Source organism: Mycolicibacterium obuense, from assembly GCF_055397605.1.
This window is the reverse complement of sequence record NZ_AP043663.1, coordinates 3,306,140-3,322,250: the sequence shown is the minus strand read 5'-3', so window position 1 is coordinate 3,322,250 and position 16,111 is coordinate 3,306,140. Positions and strand designations below refer to the sequence as shown.

Below are 16,111 nucleotides of genomic sequence, written 5' to 3'. Positions count from 1 at the left end.
CATGACTGAAGGCCTCTCGTTCACCGTCGATCGCGCTGCGAATCCGGCGAGCGATGAGGTACGCGCCCAGGTGCTCGGCAACCCGGGCTTCGGGAAGTTCTTCACCGACCACATGGTGTCGGTCGACTACACCGTCGACCAGGGATGGCATGACGCGCGGGTGCTGCCGTACGGACCGATCGAACTCGACCCGTCGGCGGTCGTCCTGCACTACGCGCAGGAGATCTTCGAAGGGCTGAAGGCCTACCGCTGGAACGACGGGTCCATCGTGTCGTTCCGGCCGGAGGCCAACGCGGCGCGGCTGCAGACCTCGGCGCGCCGGCTCGCGATCCCGGAGCTGCCGACCGAGGTGTTCCTCGAGTCGCTGCGTCAGCTGATCGCCGTCGACGGACAGTGGGTGCCGCCGGCCGGCGGTGAGGAGTCGCTCTACCTGCGGCCGTTCATCATCGCGACCGAGCCGGGGCTGGGGGTGCGTCCGGCCGACCGGTACCGCTACCTGGTCATCGCCTCACCTGCCGGCGCGTATTTCCCGAGGGGCATCAAGCCGGTCAGTGTGTGGCTGTCCCACGAGTACGTGCGCGCATCGCCGGGCGGTACCGGTGCGGCAAAGTTCGGTGGCAATTACGCGGCGTCGCTGCTGGCTCAGGCCGAGGCCGCCGACCACGGGTGCGACCAGGTGGTGTGGCTCGACGCCATCGAGCGCCGCTACGTCGAAGAGATGGGCGGGATGAACCTGTTCTTCGTGTTCGGCAGCGGCGGCACCGCGCGGTTGGTCACCCCCGAGCTGTCGGGGTCGCTGCTGCCCGGCATCACCCGGAACTCGTTGCTGCAGTTGGCCACTGACGCCGGCTTCGCGGTCGAGGAGCGCAAGATCGACGTCGACGAGTGGCAGAAGAAGGCCGCCGCCGGCGAGATCACCGAGGTGTTCGCCTGCGGCACCGCCGCCGTCATCACCCCGGTCTCCCACGTCAAGCACAGCGACGGCGAGTTCACGATCGCCGACGGCGAACCGGGCGAGATCACGATGGCGCTGCGCGACACGCTCACCGGCATCCAGCGCGGCACCTTCGCCGACACCCACGGCTGGATGACGCGACTGGGCTAACGGATCGCCAGGCCCACCGCCGCGATCGTCGTCGTCACCTCGACCGCGGCACCCAGCACGTCGCCGGTGATACCGCCGAACCGGCGTACGCAGTGGGCGACGAGCAGGGTGCTGCACGCGATCGCCGCCAGCACCGCCAGCGCCCCCTGCCACGGCCGATCACACACCAGCGCCGCCGCCGCGGCCGCAGCCACAGCCCACAGGCCCGGCACCCAGACTGGCTGCGTCCCCGCGACCGCGCCGCCCAGCGAGCTACCCCGCGCCGCGGGCACGCCGCGCCGGCATGCCATCACCGCTGCGACCCGGCCGGCCACGACGGCGACCAGTACGCCGGCCCACCCCGCCTGCGCGAAACCGAGCGTCTGGATCAGGACCGTCGCCGCGACCGCCGCCACCCCGAACGGACCGGCCGTACCTTCCCGCATCACGGCCAGCGCACGCTCCGGCGGGCCGTAGCACCCGAGAGCGTCCGTGGTGTCGGCCAGGCCGTCGATGTGCAGGCCGCGGGTGGCCAACAGCAGCGTCGCCACCGCCAGCGCGCCGGCGAGCGGGGCGCCCGGGCCGAACGCCCAGAATCCCGCCGCCAGCACCGCTGCGGCCACCCCGCCCAGCGCCACGCCGGCGACCGGCAGCGCGCTGACCACACCCCGACCCACGAGCGCAGTGCGCGACGCCGGCACCGGCAGTACCGTCGCGAACGCGAAAGCGCCTGCCAGTGAACGGATCACGGTCAGCCCCCGGAGATCCCGGCCTCTTCGAACGTGGCCATCGACGTGAGCGTGGCGACGGCGGCGCGCAGCACCGGCAGCGCGACCAGCGCGCCGGAGCCCTCGCCCAACCGCATCCCGAGATCGATGATCGGGGTCAACCCCAGCTCCGTGAGCGCCATCCCGTGCGCCGGCTCGGTGGACCGGTGTCCCGCCTGCCACCACAGCCGGGCGCCCGGCGCGAGCCGCTCGGCGGCCAGCGCCGCAGCGGTCACCACGACGCCGTCGAGCAGCACCGGGGTGCGTCGCAGCGCAGCCTGGGCGCAGAACCCCGTCATCGCCGCCAGATCGGCGCCGCCGCAGATGCGAAGCAGCGCAATCGGATCCGCTGACAAGCGTTTGGTGCGGTAGAGCGCGTCGCGGATCGCGGCGGTCTTGCGCTTCCAGCCCTCGTCGTCGATGCCGGTGCCCCGACCCACCACCGCAACCGGTTCGGCCCCGGTAAGTGCCGCCACCAGCGTGGTGGCCGGGGTCGTGTTGCCGATACCCATGTCGCCGGCGATCAGCAGGTCGGCGCCGGCGTCGACTTCCTCGTCGGCGATGCGGCGGCCCGCCTCGACGGCCGCGACCACCTCGTCGGGACCGAGCGCGTCTTCGACGGCGATGTTGCCGCTGGAGCGGCGCACCTTGTGGGCGCCGATGTCCGGCGACAGCGGCTCTTCGGTGTCGACGGCGATGTCGACGACGCGCACTCCCGCGTCGGCGAGCGAGGCGAGCACGTTGACCGCGGCGCCGCCGGCGGCGAAGTTGGCCATCATCGCCGCGGTGACCTCGGCAGGGTAGGCCGACACTCCCGCCGCCGTGACACCGTGGTCACCGGCGAACACGACCACCCGCGCATGCTCGAATTGCCGTGGGGGACATGTGCTTTGGCACGACGACACCCACACCGAGAGGTCTTCGAGGCGGCCCAGCGCGCCCGCGGGTTTGGTCAGCTGCGCCTGCCGGGCCCGCGCGGCGGCGGCGGCGGCGGGGTCGGGCGCGGCGATCTCAGGGAAGTAGGACACCGACGGCGTCAGTCGATTGTCGCGCCGCGCTCGACCTGCGGGCGCGGTGCGCGCATCCGCCGCAGCTGCGACGCACGGCTGGCGGCGTAGAAGCCGAGCTTCCATCCGGATTCGGTGTTGGCGGGGAACTTCTGGTCGACCCGCCGGTTCGCCCGACGCCCCAGGAAGAAGCCGTCGACGATCATGATCAAGACCAACACGAGCATCGCCGGGGAGATCAGCTGCTGCACCTGGACCGAGGGCACCGCCAGCATGACCAGGATCAGCCCCAGCGCCGACGGCATGAACAGCCCCAGCACGTTGCGCCGCGAATCGACCAGATCACGCACGTACCGGCGCACCGGGCCCTTGTCGCGCGGCAGCAGGTAAGCGTCGTCGCCGGCCATCATCTTCTCGCGGCGTTCGGACATACTGGCGCGGCGCTCGAGCTTCTCGGCCTTGCGCTCCTCACGGGAGAGCTTCGGTCCGCGCAGCTCCTTGCGGCGTCGACGCGCCTCGGCAGTGGTCATCGGCGCGGGCGCGACCGGGCCACGGCGGCGGCTCGCCTCGCTGCGCTTCGGAGTGGGCCTGCCCTTGGGCGCGGTGGTCACCCGGGCGCCGGCCGTCGCGTCATCGATCGGCTCGTCGGTGGCGGTCGAACCGGGCCGATCGTCCCCGGAGTCTTCGTTCTTGCGGCCCAGCAGCTTCACATGTGCCAGGTTACTTCCCGGCTGTGGAAACGACGCAGCCCGCCGTGCGGCACCCCCGCGTGCGACTTAATCTTCCAAAGATGTCTACGGCGAAGAACCGGACCGTCCTCATCGCGCCGGACTCCTTCGGTGACAGCCTCACCGCCGTCGCAGCGGCCCGCGCCGTCGCAACCGGGTGGGGCAGCGTCCGGCCGCAGGATCGGCTGATCCTGGCGCCGCAGTCCGACGGCGGCCCCGGCTTCGTCGACGTTCTGGTCAGCCGGCTGGGTGAGCGGCGCGAGGAGCGGGTCAGCGGACCACTGACCGCCGACGTCGACGCGGAGTGGGTGTTCGACCCGGGCCCCCCGGCGACCGCCTACATCGAATGCGCGCAGGCCTGCGGGCTGGCGCTGCTCGGCGGCGCGCCCACGGTGCGCACGGCCGTCGACGCCCACACGAGTGGGGTCGGGGCGCTGATCGCCGCCGCGCTGGACGCCGGCGCCCGCCGCATCGTCGTCGGACTCGGCGGCAGCGGCAGTACCGACGGCGGCCGCGGCATGGTCGAGGCGCTCGGGGGTCTTGCCGCTGCCCGCGATCTGCTGGCCGGCGTCGAGCTGATCGCCGCCAGTGATGTCGAACACCCGCTGCTCGGCCCGCGGGGCGCGGCGGCGGTGTTCGGGCCCCAGAAGGGTGCCGACCCCGCCACCGTCGAGGCACTCGAAGAGCGGCTGACGGCGTGGGCTCGGCACCTGGACGACACGGCTGGCCGATCGGTGCGCGACGAGCCGGGGGCCGGTGCTGCCGGCGGTCTGGGTGCGGCGCTGCTGGCTCTGGGGGCACGCCGCGAATCCGGGGCGGCAATCATCGCCGAGCACACCGGACTGGCCGACGATCTGGCCGCCGCGGACCTCGTGATCACCGGCGAAGGGCGCTTCGACGATCAATCGCTGCACGGCAAGGTGGTCAGCGCGCTGGCCGCGGGGGCGGGCCGGCGGGGCGTGCCGGTGCTGGTTCTGGCCGGTCAGGTGACCCTGTCGGAGCAGGAGCGGGCCGCCGCGGGCATCGCGGCCGCCCACTCGATCGCCGACCACGCCGGCTCGGTGCGCCGGGCCATCGACGAGGCCGACGAGCAGCTCACCAGCCTGGCCGCCGAGGTCGCGGCGGCATGGACGTGGGTGCAGGCATAGCCGGGAATGGGGTCGGACCGCGGGAATACCGTTCGAACGAGGTACCGTTGAACACGTGGGGTCACGGCGTTGTTGGCCCTACCCACGAACATCCACACAGGAGTATTCATGACTGTTCAGGACGAGTCGGCAGTGCAGGCAGGACAGGCCACCGACGCCCAACACGGCGTGATCCTGACGGAGGCCGCGGCGACCAAGGCGAAAGCGCTGCTCGATCAGGAGGGCCGGGACGATCTGGCGCTGCGGATCGCGGTCCAGCCCGGCGGCTGCGCGGGTCTGCGCTACAACCTGTTCTTCGACGATCGCACCCTCGACGGTGACCTGACCGTCGAATTCGGCGGGGTCAACCTGACGGTGGACCGGATGAGCGCCCCCTACGTGCAGGGCGCGTCCATCGACTTCGTCGACACCATCGAGAAGCAGGGGTTCACCATCGACAACCCCAACGCCACCGGCTCCTGCGCCTGCGGCGACTCCTTCAACTGAGCTAGTACTGGCCTGCCGTACGCGGCAGGTAGGAGCACACCAGCACGTCGTTGTCGACCGAGACCAGCTGAGCGATCGCTTGCTCGTCGGCGTCGGCGGGCTGTGTGCGTGAGGAACGGCTCTGCGGCGTCACTTTCATCGTGAACAGCACCTGGGCCTGCGTCGGCGACGACAACACCATCTTGTCCACCGACGTCACCTGCGCGCTGCTGTACTGCTTGCGGAACGCATCGCTGGACAGGCTCGCCAACGCGAGGTCCGAACGGCGTTCCTTCACCGCGTCGAACAATCCGCACAGGCTGTGCCGCGCCACGGTCTCGGCGTCGCCGTTGGTCAGCGCGTCGAGGTAGTTCTGGATCGCGGTGCGCGCAGACGCCTCGGTCAGCGCACCGTTGCCCGAGCTGTCAGCCTCGCCGCGGGTCAGGGCCACGGCCGTGATGACGCCGGCCACCGCGAGAACGGCGATGATCGCCACCGCGATCGCGATCCAACGACGCCGCCGCGGCGGGTAGGGCACCGGCGGCGGCAGCGTGCCCGGATAGGCGGCGGTGAACTGCTGACCGTACGGCTGTTGCCCGTAACTTCCGGGATAGTCCTGCGGTCCGGCTGGTCCAGCTCCGTAGTGGGGCGGGTAGGGACCAGTCATACATGAGCTCCCGGGCAGGTCGGTGGATTCGGGTCCGTGGATTGCGATTGTCGATTGTGTTGCCTCTACAGTGGCCCAGTAGGGGCACTCATAGGCAGGTTAGCGCACGTGCGCAGGCTGCCCCGGCCGGCGAAGAGAGCGACGGCGGGGCCCAGCTAGGGTGTCTGACGACTTCACGAAGGGTGTGACTGCGTGACCATTGCCGTGACCGGATCGATCGCCACCGATCATCTGATGCGCTTCCCCGGCCGCTTCTCCGAGCAATTGCTGGCCGACCACCTGCAGAAGGTGTCGCTGAGCTTTCTCGTCGACGATCTGGTGATGCACCGCGGCGGTGTCGCCGGCAACATGGCCTACGCGATGGGCGTGCTGGGCGGCCGCCCGACGCTGATCGGCGCCGTCGGCGCCGACTTCGACGACTACCGTGAGTGGCTGACCGGGGCCGGCGTGAACTGCGACGCGGTTCTGGTGTCCGACTCCGCCTACACCGCGCGGTTCGTGTGCACCACCGACGAGGACATGGCGCAGATCGCGTCGTTCTATCCCGGCGCGATGTCGGAGTCTCGCAACATCAAGCTCGCCGACGTCGTGACGCGCACGGGCACACCGGATCTGGTGATCATCGGCGCCAACGATCCCGAGGCGATGTTCCTGTACACCGAGGAATGCCGGGCGCTGGGGCTGTCGTTCGCCGCGGACCCGAGCCAGCAGTTGGCGCGCCTGTCCGGCGACGAGATCCGGCGGTTGATCGACGGCGCCACCTACCTGTTCACCAACGACTACGAGTGGGACCTGCTGCTGCAGAAGTCCGGGTGGTCGGAGGCCGAGGTCATGCAGCAGATCCAGCTGCGCGTCACCACGCTGGGGGAGAAGGGCGTCGACCTGGTGGGCCGCGACGGGACGTTCGTCCACGTCGACGTCGTGCCGGAGCGGCGTCGTGAGGATCCGACCGGTATCGGCGACGCGTTCCGTGCGGGCTTCCTGACCGGCCGCGACGCGGGGCTGCCGCTGGAGCGGGCCGCGCAGCTGGCCTCGCTGGTGGCGACGCTGGTGCTCGAGGCGCCCGGTCCGCAGGAGTGGACGTGGGATCGGGACGACGCGATCACGCGGCTGACCGATGCCTACGGCGACGAGGCAGGCCGCGAGATCGCCCAGGCGCTCGGCTAGAGCTGGACCGGGTAGGTCGGCTCGCTGATCGTCGGCGTCACGCTGCCCTCGATGAAGATCGCGTGCCACAGCAGGAAGATCAGCACCGTCCACAGTCGGCGGCTGTGATCGGCGCCGCCCGCGCGGTGGTCGTCGAGCATCGACCGTACTGCCACGAGATCGATCAGATCGCCGGCGCCTGAGGCCGCGATCGTCGTGTACGCCCAGTCCAGCAGCTCGCCCGCGCGCAGCCAGTGCCGGATGGGCACCGGGAAGCCCAGCTTCGGTCGGTGCAGGACATGCGGCGGGATGATCGGCTCCAGCGCCTTGCGCAGCGCGTACTTCGTCGTCGCCCGGGTGATCTTCTCCTCATACGGCAGCCGGGAGGCGACCGCGAACACCTCGGGGTCCAGGAACGGCACCCGCAGCTCCAGCGAGTTCGCCATCGTCATCTTGTCGGCCTTGACCAGGATGTCGCCGCGCAGCCACGTGAACAAGTCGATGTGCTGCATCCGCGCCACCGGATCCCAGCCCGCCGACTGCGCGTACACCGGCGCGGTGACGTCGGTGTGCGTCCACTCCGGGCGGAACCGCGCCAGCACCGCGCGCAGCTGCGCGTCGGAGAAGCTGCGGGCGTTGCCGTAGTAGCGCTCCTCCAGCGTCTGCGAGCCGCGGTGCAGCAGGCTCTTGCCCCGCATCCCCTCGGGCAGCGGCCCGGCCATCCGGCCGACCGACTTGCGCACGCCGCGGGGCAGATAGTCGAACGGCTTCAACGACAACGGTTCCCGATAGATGGTGTAGCCGCCGAACAACTCGTCGGCACCCTCACCCGAGAGCACCACCTTGACGTGCTTGCGCGCCTCGCGGGCGATGAAGAACAACGGCACCAGCGCCGGGTCGGCGACCGGCTCGTCGAGGTACCAGACGATCTCGGGCAGCGCCTCGACGAACTCGGCCTGGCTGACGACCTTGGTGACGTGCCGGGCGCCGATCGCCTCGGCCGAGGCGACCGCGACGTCGACCTCGGAGAAGCCGGCCCGCTCGAAACCCGTGGTGAACGTGATCAGCCGCGGGTTGTGCCGCATCGCGAGCGCCGCGATGGCCGTGGAGTCGATGCCGCCCGACAGGAACGACCCGACGGTGACGTCGGCGCGCATGTGCTTGGCCACGGAATCCTCGAGCACCGCGGTGATCTCGTCGTAGCGCGACTGCTCGCGTCCCGCCACGAAAGCCACCGGGGCGAATCGCGGGGTGAAATAACGCGTCACCTCGGTTGTGCCGCCGGGGCGCACACGCGCACAGCTGCCCGACTCCAGCCGGCGAATGCCGTGCTGCAGTGTCTCGGGCTCCGGCACGTACTGCAGCACGGTGTAGTGCTGAACGGCGCGCTCGTCGATGCTCAGATCGATGCCCAACTGGCCGGCGACGTCGAGCAGACACTTCTTCTCGCTGCCGACAGCGGTGCCACCCGGCCCGGTGGCCATGTAGAGCGGCTTGATGCCGAACGGGTCCCGGGCGCAGAACAGTTCCTCGCTGACGGTGTCCCACAGCGCGAACGCGAACATGCCCCGCAACCGGCCGAGAGCCTCGGCGCCCCAGTAGTGATAGGCGGCGACGATCGCCTCACCGTCACCGTCGGTGTGGAACACCGCCCCGTGCTCGGCGCGCAGCGCCTCCCGCAGCTCCAGATAGTTGTAGATCTCACCGTTGAACACCAGCGCGTAGCGCTCCGGCGCCTCGGCCGGTCCCCACCGCAGCGGCTGATGGCTGTGGGCGATGTCGATGATCGAGAGGCGGTTGAACCCCAGGACCACGCGGTCGTCGTTCCAGGTGCCGGGCTCGTCAGGGCCTCGGTGACGCATCAGATGGCTGGCGCCCGACACGGCGTCGACGAGGCTGGGGGAGACCTCATGGGCAGGATCGGTCACCAACGCCAGCAGTCCGCACACGGCGTCAGTATGTCTGATCCACCGCCGTGCCCCCGAAAGCGGCGGGAGCAACTCCTGACATTGGCCCGGTCGCATGGAACTGCTCGGGAAGCGTGGTCTACGCTGCGTAGTATTCAATGCAGCCGTCTGACCGTCCGGCGGTCGATCGACTTGGTAGGAGGCGCCAACGTGCCCGCTCGCGGCCTGAAGTTGGTGGCATTGTCCCTGCTCCTGGGAGGGACGACGGTCCTGCTCAGCGGATGCAGCTGGTCCGATGCTCTCGCCCTGGGATGGCCCAAGGGCATCACCCCGGAAGCTCACGCGAACCGTGAACTGTGGATCGGTTCGATGATCGCCGCGCTCGTCGTCGGCGCCATCGTCTACGTCATGCTGTTCTGGACCGTGGTGTTCCATCGCAAGAAGAAGGGCGAGCAGGAGCTGCCCCGCCAGTTCGGCTACAACATGCCGCTCGAGCTGGCCCTGACGGTCACCCCGTTCCTCATCATCTCGGTGCTCTTCTACTTCACCGTCGTCGTGCAGGAGAAGATGCTGCACAAGGACCCCAATCCCGAGGTCGTCGTCGACGTCACCGCGTTCCAGTGGAACTGGAAGTTCGGCTACCAGAAGATCAACTTCGGTGACGGCACCTTCACCTACGACGGCGTCGACAACGCACGCAAAGAGGCCATGACCTCCAAGCCGGAGGGCACCTACGAGAACGGCGAGGAGCGCGTCGGCGCGATCCGCGGCCTCAACCCCGAGGACCGCACCTACCTGAACTTCGACAAGGTCGAGACACTCGGCTCGTCGGAGGAAATCCCGGTGCTGGTGGTGCCGGCCGGCAAGCGCATCGAGTTCCAGATCGCCTCGGCCGACGTGATCCACGGCTTCTGGGTGCCGGAGTTCCTGTTCAAGCGCGACGTCTTGCCGGACCCGAAGGCGAACAACTCCGACAACATCTTCCAGGTCAGCGAGATCAACCAGACCGGCGCCTTCGTGGGCCGCTGCACCGAGATGTGCGGCACCTACCACTCGATGATGAACTTCGAGCTGCGCGTCGTGGAGCCCAACGATTTCAAGGCCTACATGGATCAGCGCATCGCCGGCAAGACCAACGCCGAGGCGCTGCAGGCGATCAACCAGTCACCGGTCGCGACCACGACCAAGCCGTTCGACACGCGCCGCGGTGAGCAGGCACCCATGGCGCCCCAGGCGAGCAGGTAGGACAGCAGATGCACATCGAAGCCCGGTTGTTCGAGTTCCTCACGGCGTTCTTCGCGCTGGCGACAGTGGTGTACGCGGTGCTCACCGCGCTGTTCGCCACCGGCGGGGTGGAGTGGGCCGGTACCACGGCGCTTGCTCTGACCACGGGTCTGACGCTGATCACCGGCACGTTCTTCCGCTTCGTCGCACGCCGGTTGGACACCCGACCCGAAGACTACGAGGACGCCGAGATCGCTGACGGCGCCGGTGAACTGGGCTTCTACAGCCCGCACAGCTGGTGGCCGGTGATGATCGCGCTGTCCGCGTCGATCACCGCGGTCGGCATGGCGATGTGGCTGCCGTGGCTGATCGTCGCCGGTGTCTGCTTCGTGCTCACCACGGTGTCCGGCCTGGTCTTCGAGTACCACACCGGGCCCGAGAAGCATTAGCCGCCGACGTCTGTCGGCGCCGCGGCCCGGGCAAGGTCACAATCCGGCATGAGTTGCCCGGCGACGGTCTTCCTGCCCCTGTTCGCGGCGTCGCCGTTGGGTAGTGTTGCCGGCGCACCGCGAGCCGCCATCGGCGGTGACCGGAGCCCGAGAAGCCGGCTGAGAAGGATTGACGCACATGAGCGGGCCTAGAGGCGACGAGCCGGGCGACCGGTCTCCAGCCGATGAACCGACGCAGGAGGTGTCGGGTCTCACCCCGGACAGCGACCCCGGTGCTCCCGGGACCGAGGCCACCGACCACTACTCGCGGGCGTACTCCGCGCCCGAATCCGAGCAATTCGTCCCGCCCGCGTACGTCCCCGCGGAATCGTCGCCCTACGACTACGACAACTACGACGCAGCCGCCGAGGCGGGGGAGACCCCCGAGCCGCCACGCTGGCCCTGGGTGGTCGGTGTCGTCGCGATCGTCGCCGCGATCGCGCTGGTGGTGTCGGTGTCGGTTCTGGTGACCCGCACCGACACCGACAACCTCGCGACGCCGGAGACCACCACCAGCGCGCCGCCTCCCGTCCAGGACGAGATCACCACCACGACGCCGCCACCCCCGCCGCCTCCACCGCCGACCACCGAGGAACCGCCTCCGCCCCCGCCGGAGACCGTGACGGTGACCGAGCCACCTCCGGAACCGCCCCCCAGCGAGGCGCCGCCCCCGCCGCCTCCGCCGACCACGACCGAGGCACCGCCCCCACCGCCCACCACCACCACGCGGTCGGGCCCACGTCAGGTCACCTATTCCGTGACAGGGACCAAGGCGCCCGGCGACATCATCACGGTGACCTACACCGATGCCTCCGGCCGCAGCCGCACCCAGCGCAACGTCTACATCCCGTGGTCGCTGACCGTCACCCCGATCTCCCAGTCCGAGGTCGGCTCCGTGCAGGCGTCCAGCCTGTTCCTGGTCAGCCGGCTGAACTGCTCAATCACCACCAGCGACGGCACGGTGTTGTCCTCGAACACCAACAACACCGCCCAGACCAACTGCTAGCCGGTATGACGACCTACATTCCGGACCGGACGGATCGCATCCTGCTCGGCGGCTGCGCTGCCGCCTGGCTCGCCGCGTTGGGGGCCGGTGTCGCCGCGACGGTGGCACTCGTCGACCTCGGCAGCGGCCACACCGCCTCCTCCGGGCACTCCGGCACGCCCTGGTTCCTCTATGTCGTGATCGGGGTGTCGGCGGCGGTGATCATCGCCGCGGTACCGCTGCTGCTGCGGGCCCGCCGCGACGCGCGCGGTGACGCCGCGCCCGCTCCGCGCCCGGCGGCCCCGGCCGGTGGGCAGGGGAGCGCGGCGCCGCGGGTGACCGAGGCGCCCACCGAGAAGATCCGCGCCGTCGCGCCGGCCTCGGCGGTCGCCGCCCCCAGCCGGTCCGTTTCGCCCGTCGTCGAACAGCTCACGCTGCGCTGCGCCGCCTCGATCGGCTGCGCGATGGGCGTCGCGTACGTGCTGATCGGCACGGCGACCTACCTGATGGCCGTCGACAGCGACGTGGCGTCCTGGGTCTTCTACGGCGCCGCCGGCGTCGTCACCGCCGCCATGATCGGCCTCCCGGTGTACTTCCTGCGCGAGCTGCGCAGCCATTCCGACGAAGCCTGACAGCGGCCTGACAGCGGTCTGCGAGCACACAGAAAAACAACCGCCCCGGCCGAAGCCGGGGCGGTTGTTTCTTCGTACGTGATCGGTCAGTGGTGACCGTTGTCGGATGACCCGTTGGAATGGCCGTTCGACGAACCGTGACCGTTGGAGCCGTGGCCGTTCGAGCCGTGGCCGTTCGAGCCGTTGTGGCCGACCCGCTCCCGCAGCGCGGTGATGGCCCGGTGCTCGGCCGCATGCGCCGCCTCGGCGAGCGCATCACGCTCGGACGCGGGGTCCGCGCTGAGGAAGCTGCCCGAACCGGGAGCGCCGGCCGAGCCCAGCTTGTTCATGCGCTTGGGCAGAGCTGCACCCTGGTATTCGAGCGGGATGGCGTGGCCGTGCTCGTCGACCGGACCCAACGGCTGGTGCAGCTCGATGTAGGCACCGTGCGGCAGCCGCTTGATGATGCCCGTCTCGATCCCGTGCTCGAGCACCTCACGGTCGCTGCGCTGCAGCGACACCGCCCAGCGGTAGGCGATGTAGTACACGATCGCAGGCAACACGACCATGCCGATGCGGCCGATCCACGTCGTCGCGTTCAGCGAGATGTGGAACTTCAGCGCGATGATGTCGTTCATGCACGCGAAGGTCAGCAGGATGTACAGCGAGATGGCCGCCGCCCCGATCGCGGTACGCGTCGGTGCGTCACGCGGGCGCTGCAGCAGGTTGTGGTGGGCGTCGTCACCGGAGAACTTCTTCTCCAGGAACGGGTAGGCGATCAGCAGCATGAAGATCACGCCCATGCCGACGGCCACCCACACGCCCTGCGGGATGGTGTGGCCGAACGGGTAGAACTCCCAGGCCGGCCACAGCCGGATCAGGCCGTCGGTCCACATCATGTAGAAGTCGGGCTGGCTACCCGCCGACACTTGAGATGGCTTGTAGGGCCCCAGCACCCAGATCGGGTTGATCTGCAGCAGACCGCCCATCAGGCCGAGGATGCCGACGGTGACGGCGAAGAACGCGCCGGACTTGACCGCGAACACCGGCATGACGCGCACGCCGACGACGTTGGTCTCGGTGCGTCCGGGGCCGGGGAACTGGGTGTGCTTCTGGAACCACACCAGCGCGAGGTGCACGCCGATCAGGGCCAGGATGATGCCCGGGATCAGCAGGATGTGCAGCGCGTACAGGCGCGGGATCAGGATCTCGCCCGGGAAGTCACCGCCGAACAACGCCCAGTGCATCCAGGTGCCGACGACGGGGATGCCCATCGTGATGCCCGACAGGGCCGCACGGATGCCGGTGCCCGAGAGCAGGTCGTCGGGCAGCGAGTAGCCGAAGAAGCCCTCGAACATCGCGAGGATCAGCAGCAGCGAGCCGATCACCCAGTTCGCCTCGCGGGGGCGGCGGAACGCGCCGGTGAAGAAGATGCGGGCCAGGTGGACCATGATCGATGCCGCGAACAGCAGCGCCGCCCAGTGGTGCACCTGCCGGACGAACAGACCGCCGCGGATCTCGAAGCTGATGTCGAGCGCCGTCTCGTACGCCCGCGACATACCGACGCCGCGCAGCGGCTGGTAGACGCCGTCGTAGGTGACGTGCGACATCGACGGATCGAAGAACAGGGTCAGCCACACGCCGGTGAGCAGCAGCACGATGAAGCTGTACATCGCGATCTCACCGAGCAGGAACGACCAGTGGGTGGGGAACACCTTGTTCAGCTGGCGGCGCACCGCAGCCGAGGGGTGGTACCGCGAGTCGATGGCGTCGCCCTGCTTGGCGGCGATCTCGGCCATGTTGGGTCGTGGGCTCATGACTTGCGCTCCCAGAATGCCGGTCCGACGGGTTCGATGAAATCACCGTTAGCTACAAGGTAGCCCTCTTGATCGATGGTGATCGGTAGCTGCGCCAACGCGCGGGCCGCCGGACCGAAGATGGGCCGGGCGAAGTGCAGCGCGTCGAACTGCGACTGGTGGCACGGGCACAGAATGCGGTAGGTCTGCTGCTCGTACAGCGAGGACGGGCAGCCCAGGTGCGAGCACACCTTCGTGTAAGCGAACAGCTCACCGAAGTTGAAGCTCTCCTGGCCCTGCCGCTTCACCACGCGCGACATGTCGCCGGGCCGGATGCGGATGAGCATGACCGGGTTGCGCACACCCATCGCGATCTCGGTGAGCTTGTGCTCGGACTCGACGGTGGTGCCGTCGCCGTCGGATTCGCGCCACGGGAACACGGTCTCCATGCCGCCCGCGTCGATGTCCTCCGGGCGCATCTTGACGAACGGAGACTCACCGGGCTGGCCGGTTGCGCGGGCCAGGTAGATCGTCTCGCCCGTGAAGCGCGGCGTCCAGCCCGAGGTCCACAGCACGGCCTTCATACCCTCGGCCGTCGGCACGACGGGCTTCCACGGATTCTTGATCAGACCGCCGAGGAACGCGACCAGCGTGCCGAGCCCGAAGGCGCCGAACCCGATGCCCAGCGAGAGCCCGATCAGCTTGCGCCGCTTGAGCGTCGAGCCGTCCAGCGCATCGCCGAGGTTGGCTGCCACGGTCCGGCGGTGCAGTTCGGGGGAGGCGCCGTCGTGGCGGTCCTGGATCGAGATCTCTTCGGGGATGAACTTCTTCTGGAACAGCACCGCGCCGATACCGATGGAAAGAACCGACAGGCCGAACGTCAGGCCGTACAGCGGCGTCGCCAGCGCGTAGAGCCATTCGCCCTCGGAGCCGAACGGCTTGTACTCCCACGGCCAGAACAAGAAGATCAGCAGCAGCGCCAGACCCGAAACACCGGCCAGCAGAAGCCAATACGCGACGGTGCGCTCGGCGCGCTTTTCGGCCTTGGTGCCCGGGACGGGCCAGCGGGGCTCCTTGAAGACGATCTCGACACCGTCGAGCTTGCCGCCGAGTTCGAGGAGTTCCTCCTGCGACATCTCGCGGAGCTGGGCGTCGGTCGGCTGCCCGGACTCACCTGTCTGACCCGGGGAGTCGGTGCCCTTCTCCGTGCCGGTCCCGGTTCCCGTGGCTTCGCTCATGCTCGTGCTCCGATCCAGAGGGCGGCCGCGATGATGGCCACCATGCCGACGATCCACGCGACCATGCCCTCAGAGGTGGGGCCGAAGCCGCCCAGTCCCAGACCGCCCGGCGTCGGCGTCTCGGCCGCTTCCTTGACGTAGGCGACGATGTCGCGCTTCTCCTCGGGGGAGAGCTGCCGGTCGGAGAACTTCGGCATGTTCTGCGGGCCGGTCAGCATCGCGGTGTAGACCTGCGCGGGCACCGCTGCAGCTTCACCGAGATCGGGCGCGTACTTGCCCGACGACAGGGCGCCGCCCTTGCCGGTGAAGTTGTGGCACGACGCGCAGTTGAGCCGGAACAGGTCGCCGCCGCGGGCGACGTCGTTGCCGATCAGCGACTGCGAGGCGATCGCGCCGTTCTCGTCGCGCGGGACGACGGGGCCGCCGCCGTTGGCCTGGATGTACGCGCCGAGTGCGTCGATCTGTGCTTCGTCGAAGGCCGGGTCCTTGCGCATGGCCTGGGCTTCACCGCGCATCGCGGGCATGCGGCCCGTCGACACCTGGAAGTACACGGCGGCCTCGCCGACACCGATGAGGCTCGGTCCGCGGTCGGCCACACCCTGCAGGTTGGCGCCGTGGCATGTGATGCATGCGGTGTCGTAGAGCTGCTCTCCGGTGCGCAGCATCGCCGAGGCCGACTCGTCGGCGACCGCAACCTGCGGCGTCGGCGTGAACGTGGCCGCCAGGCCGCCGGCCACTGCCAGTCCGATCAGCAGCAACAGTGCCGCCGAGACGCGCCGGCGCAACCGGCGCTTGGACTTGCTTGTCATCGAACCCCTTCTTTTCTTCGGGCTGCCCGGCGTGGTCGTCG

Annotated in this window: 16 protein-coding genes; 8 read left to right on the top strand and 8 right to left on the bottom strand. The window is 69.4% G+C overall.

Annotation, left to right across the window (positions count from 1 at the left end):
* The first annotated feature begins 1 nt into the window (after position 1).
* A complete protein-coding gene (locus ACZ50N_RS15765; RefSeq protein ID WP_046366479.1) occupies positions 2-1,105 on the top strand; it encodes a branched-chain amino acid aminotransferase in 1,104 nt (367 codons plus the stop codon).
* Here ACZ50N_RS15765 and ACZ50N_RS15760 read toward each other — a convergent pair.
* The 3 genes from ACZ50N_RS15760 to ACZ50N_RS15750 are packed head-to-tail and all read right to left on the bottom strand — an operon-like array spanning position 1,102 to position 3,568.
* The gene (locus ACZ50N_RS15760; RefSeq protein WP_048424069.1) at positions 1,102-1,833 is read right to left on the bottom strand and encodes an adenosylcobinamide-GDP ribazoletransferase; all 732 of its coding nucleotides are present in this window, start codon (positions 1,831-1,833) and stop codon (positions 1,102-1,104) included. The two genes, ACZ50N_RS15765 and ACZ50N_RS15760, sit on opposite strands and share 4 nt — an antisense overlap.
* Before the next feature lie 2 nt (positions 1,834-1,835).
* Positions 1,836-2,879: a nicotinate-nucleotide--dimethylbenzimidazole phosphoribosyltransferase gene (gene cobT / locus ACZ50N_RS15755; RefSeq protein WP_464473247.1), complete on the bottom strand. Its 1,044-nt coding sequence runs from the start codon at positions 2,877-2,879 to the stop codon at positions 1,836-1,838.
* Between the two features lie 8 nt (positions 2,880-2,887).
* Complete coding sequence (locus tag ACZ50N_RS15750; RefSeq protein ID WP_464473246.1) at positions 2,888-3,568, bottom strand: DUF3043 domain-containing protein; 681 nt, start codon at positions 3,566-3,568, stop codon at positions 2,888-2,890.
* 80 nt (positions 3,569-3,648) lie between these two features.
* Between ACZ50N_RS15750 and ACZ50N_RS15745 the strand changes: the two genes are divergently transcribed.
* Positions 3,649-4,734, top strand: coding sequence for a glycerate kinase family protein (locus tag ACZ50N_RS15745; protein WP_464473245.1), 1,086 nt, complete (start codon positions 3,649-3,651; stop codon positions 4,732-4,734).
* A 108-nt stretch (positions 4,735-4,842) separates the two neighbouring features.
* A complete protein-coding gene (locus tag ACZ50N_RS15740; protein WP_046366532.1) occupies positions 4,843-5,220 on the top strand; it encodes a HesB/IscA family protein in 378 nt (125 codons plus the stop codon).
* Position 5,221: 1 nt separating this feature from the next.
* Here ACZ50N_RS15740 and ACZ50N_RS15735 read toward each other — a convergent pair whose 3' ends face one another.
* Positions 5,222-5,866 carry an Rv0361 family membrane protein gene (locus ACZ50N_RS15735; protein ID WP_046366533.1) on the bottom strand — a complete coding sequence of 215 codons (645 nt, stop codon included), beginning with the start codon at positions 5,864-5,866 and terminating at the stop codon, positions 5,222-5,224.
* A gap of 192 nt (positions 5,867-6,058) precedes the next feature.
* Between ACZ50N_RS15735 and ACZ50N_RS15730 the strand changes: the two genes are divergently transcribed.
* Positions 6,059-7,033: a carbohydrate kinase family protein gene (locus tag ACZ50N_RS15730; RefSeq protein ID WP_046366534.1), complete on the top strand. Its 975-nt coding sequence runs from the start codon at positions 6,059-6,061 to the stop codon at positions 7,031-7,033.
* Here ACZ50N_RS15730 and asnB read toward each other — a convergent pair.
* Complete coding sequence (gene asnB / locus ACZ50N_RS15725; RefSeq protein ID WP_464473244.1) at positions 7,030-8,961, bottom strand: asparagine synthase (glutamine-hydrolyzing); 1,932 nt, start codon at positions 8,959-8,961, stop codon at positions 7,030-7,032. The genes ACZ50N_RS15730 and asnB overlap by 4 nt on opposite strands.
* A gap of 168 nt (positions 8,962-9,129) precedes the next feature.
* On the opposite strand from asnB, the gene ctaC reads away from it, so the two are divergent.
* The 4 genes from ctaC (at position 9,130) to ACZ50N_RS15705 (ending at position 12,248) form a co-directional block, all read left to right on the top strand.
* Positions 9,130-10,164 (top strand): aa3-type cytochrome oxidase subunit II, encoded by a 1,035-nt coding sequence (ctaC, locus tag ACZ50N_RS15720; protein ID WP_046366536.1) that lies wholly within the window; start codon positions 9,130-9,132, stop codon positions 10,162-10,164.
* Between the two features lie 8 nt (positions 10,165-10,172).
* Positions 10,173-10,592 carry a cytochrome c oxidase subunit 4 gene (locus tag ACZ50N_RS15715; RefSeq protein ID WP_046366537.1) on the top strand — a complete coding sequence of 140 codons (420 nt, stop codon included), beginning with the start codon at positions 10,173-10,175 and terminating at the stop codon, positions 10,590-10,592.
* Positions 10,593-10,770: 178 nt separating this feature from the next.
* Entirely contained in the window at positions 10,771-11,637 is an 867-nt protein-coding gene (locus tag ACZ50N_RS15710; protein WP_073685412.1) for an MmpS family transport accessory protein, read from the top strand.
* Positions 11,638-11,642: 5 nt separating this feature from the next.
* A complete protein-coding gene (locus ACZ50N_RS15705) occupies positions 11,643-12,248 on the top strand; it encodes a DUF2561 family protein (RefSeq protein ID WP_464473243.1) in 606 nt (201 codons plus the stop codon).
* 86 nt (positions 12,249-12,334) lie between these two features.
* Here the strand turns inward: ACZ50N_RS15705 and qcrB are convergent, their stop codons facing one another.
* Genes qcrB through qcrC form a run of 3 tightly spaced genes read right to left on the bottom strand, consistent with a single transcriptional unit; the run spans position 12,335 to position 16,070 of the window.
* Complete coding sequence (gene qcrB, locus ACZ50N_RS15700; protein ID WP_046366382.1) at positions 12,335-14,044, bottom strand: cytochrome bc1 complex cytochrome b subunit; 1,710 nt, start codon at positions 14,042-14,044, stop codon at positions 12,335-12,337.
* On the bottom strand, positions 14,041-15,261 hold the full coding sequence (gene qcrA / locus ACZ50N_RS15695; protein ID WP_046366381.1) for a cytochrome bc1 complex Rieske iron-sulfur subunit: 1,221 nt from the start codon (positions 15,259-15,261) through the stop codon (positions 14,041-14,043). Before qcrA ends, qcrB begins: the two co-directional genes overlap by 4 nt.
* Positions 15,258-16,070, bottom strand: a complete 813-nt coding sequence (gene qcrC, locus ACZ50N_RS15690) for a cytochrome bc1 complex diheme cytochrome c subunit (RefSeq protein WP_046366380.1) — start codon at positions 16,068-16,070, stop codon at positions 15,258-15,260. Before qcrC ends, qcrA begins: the two co-directional genes overlap by 4 nt.
* Positions 16,071-16,111: the final 41 nt, after the last annotated feature.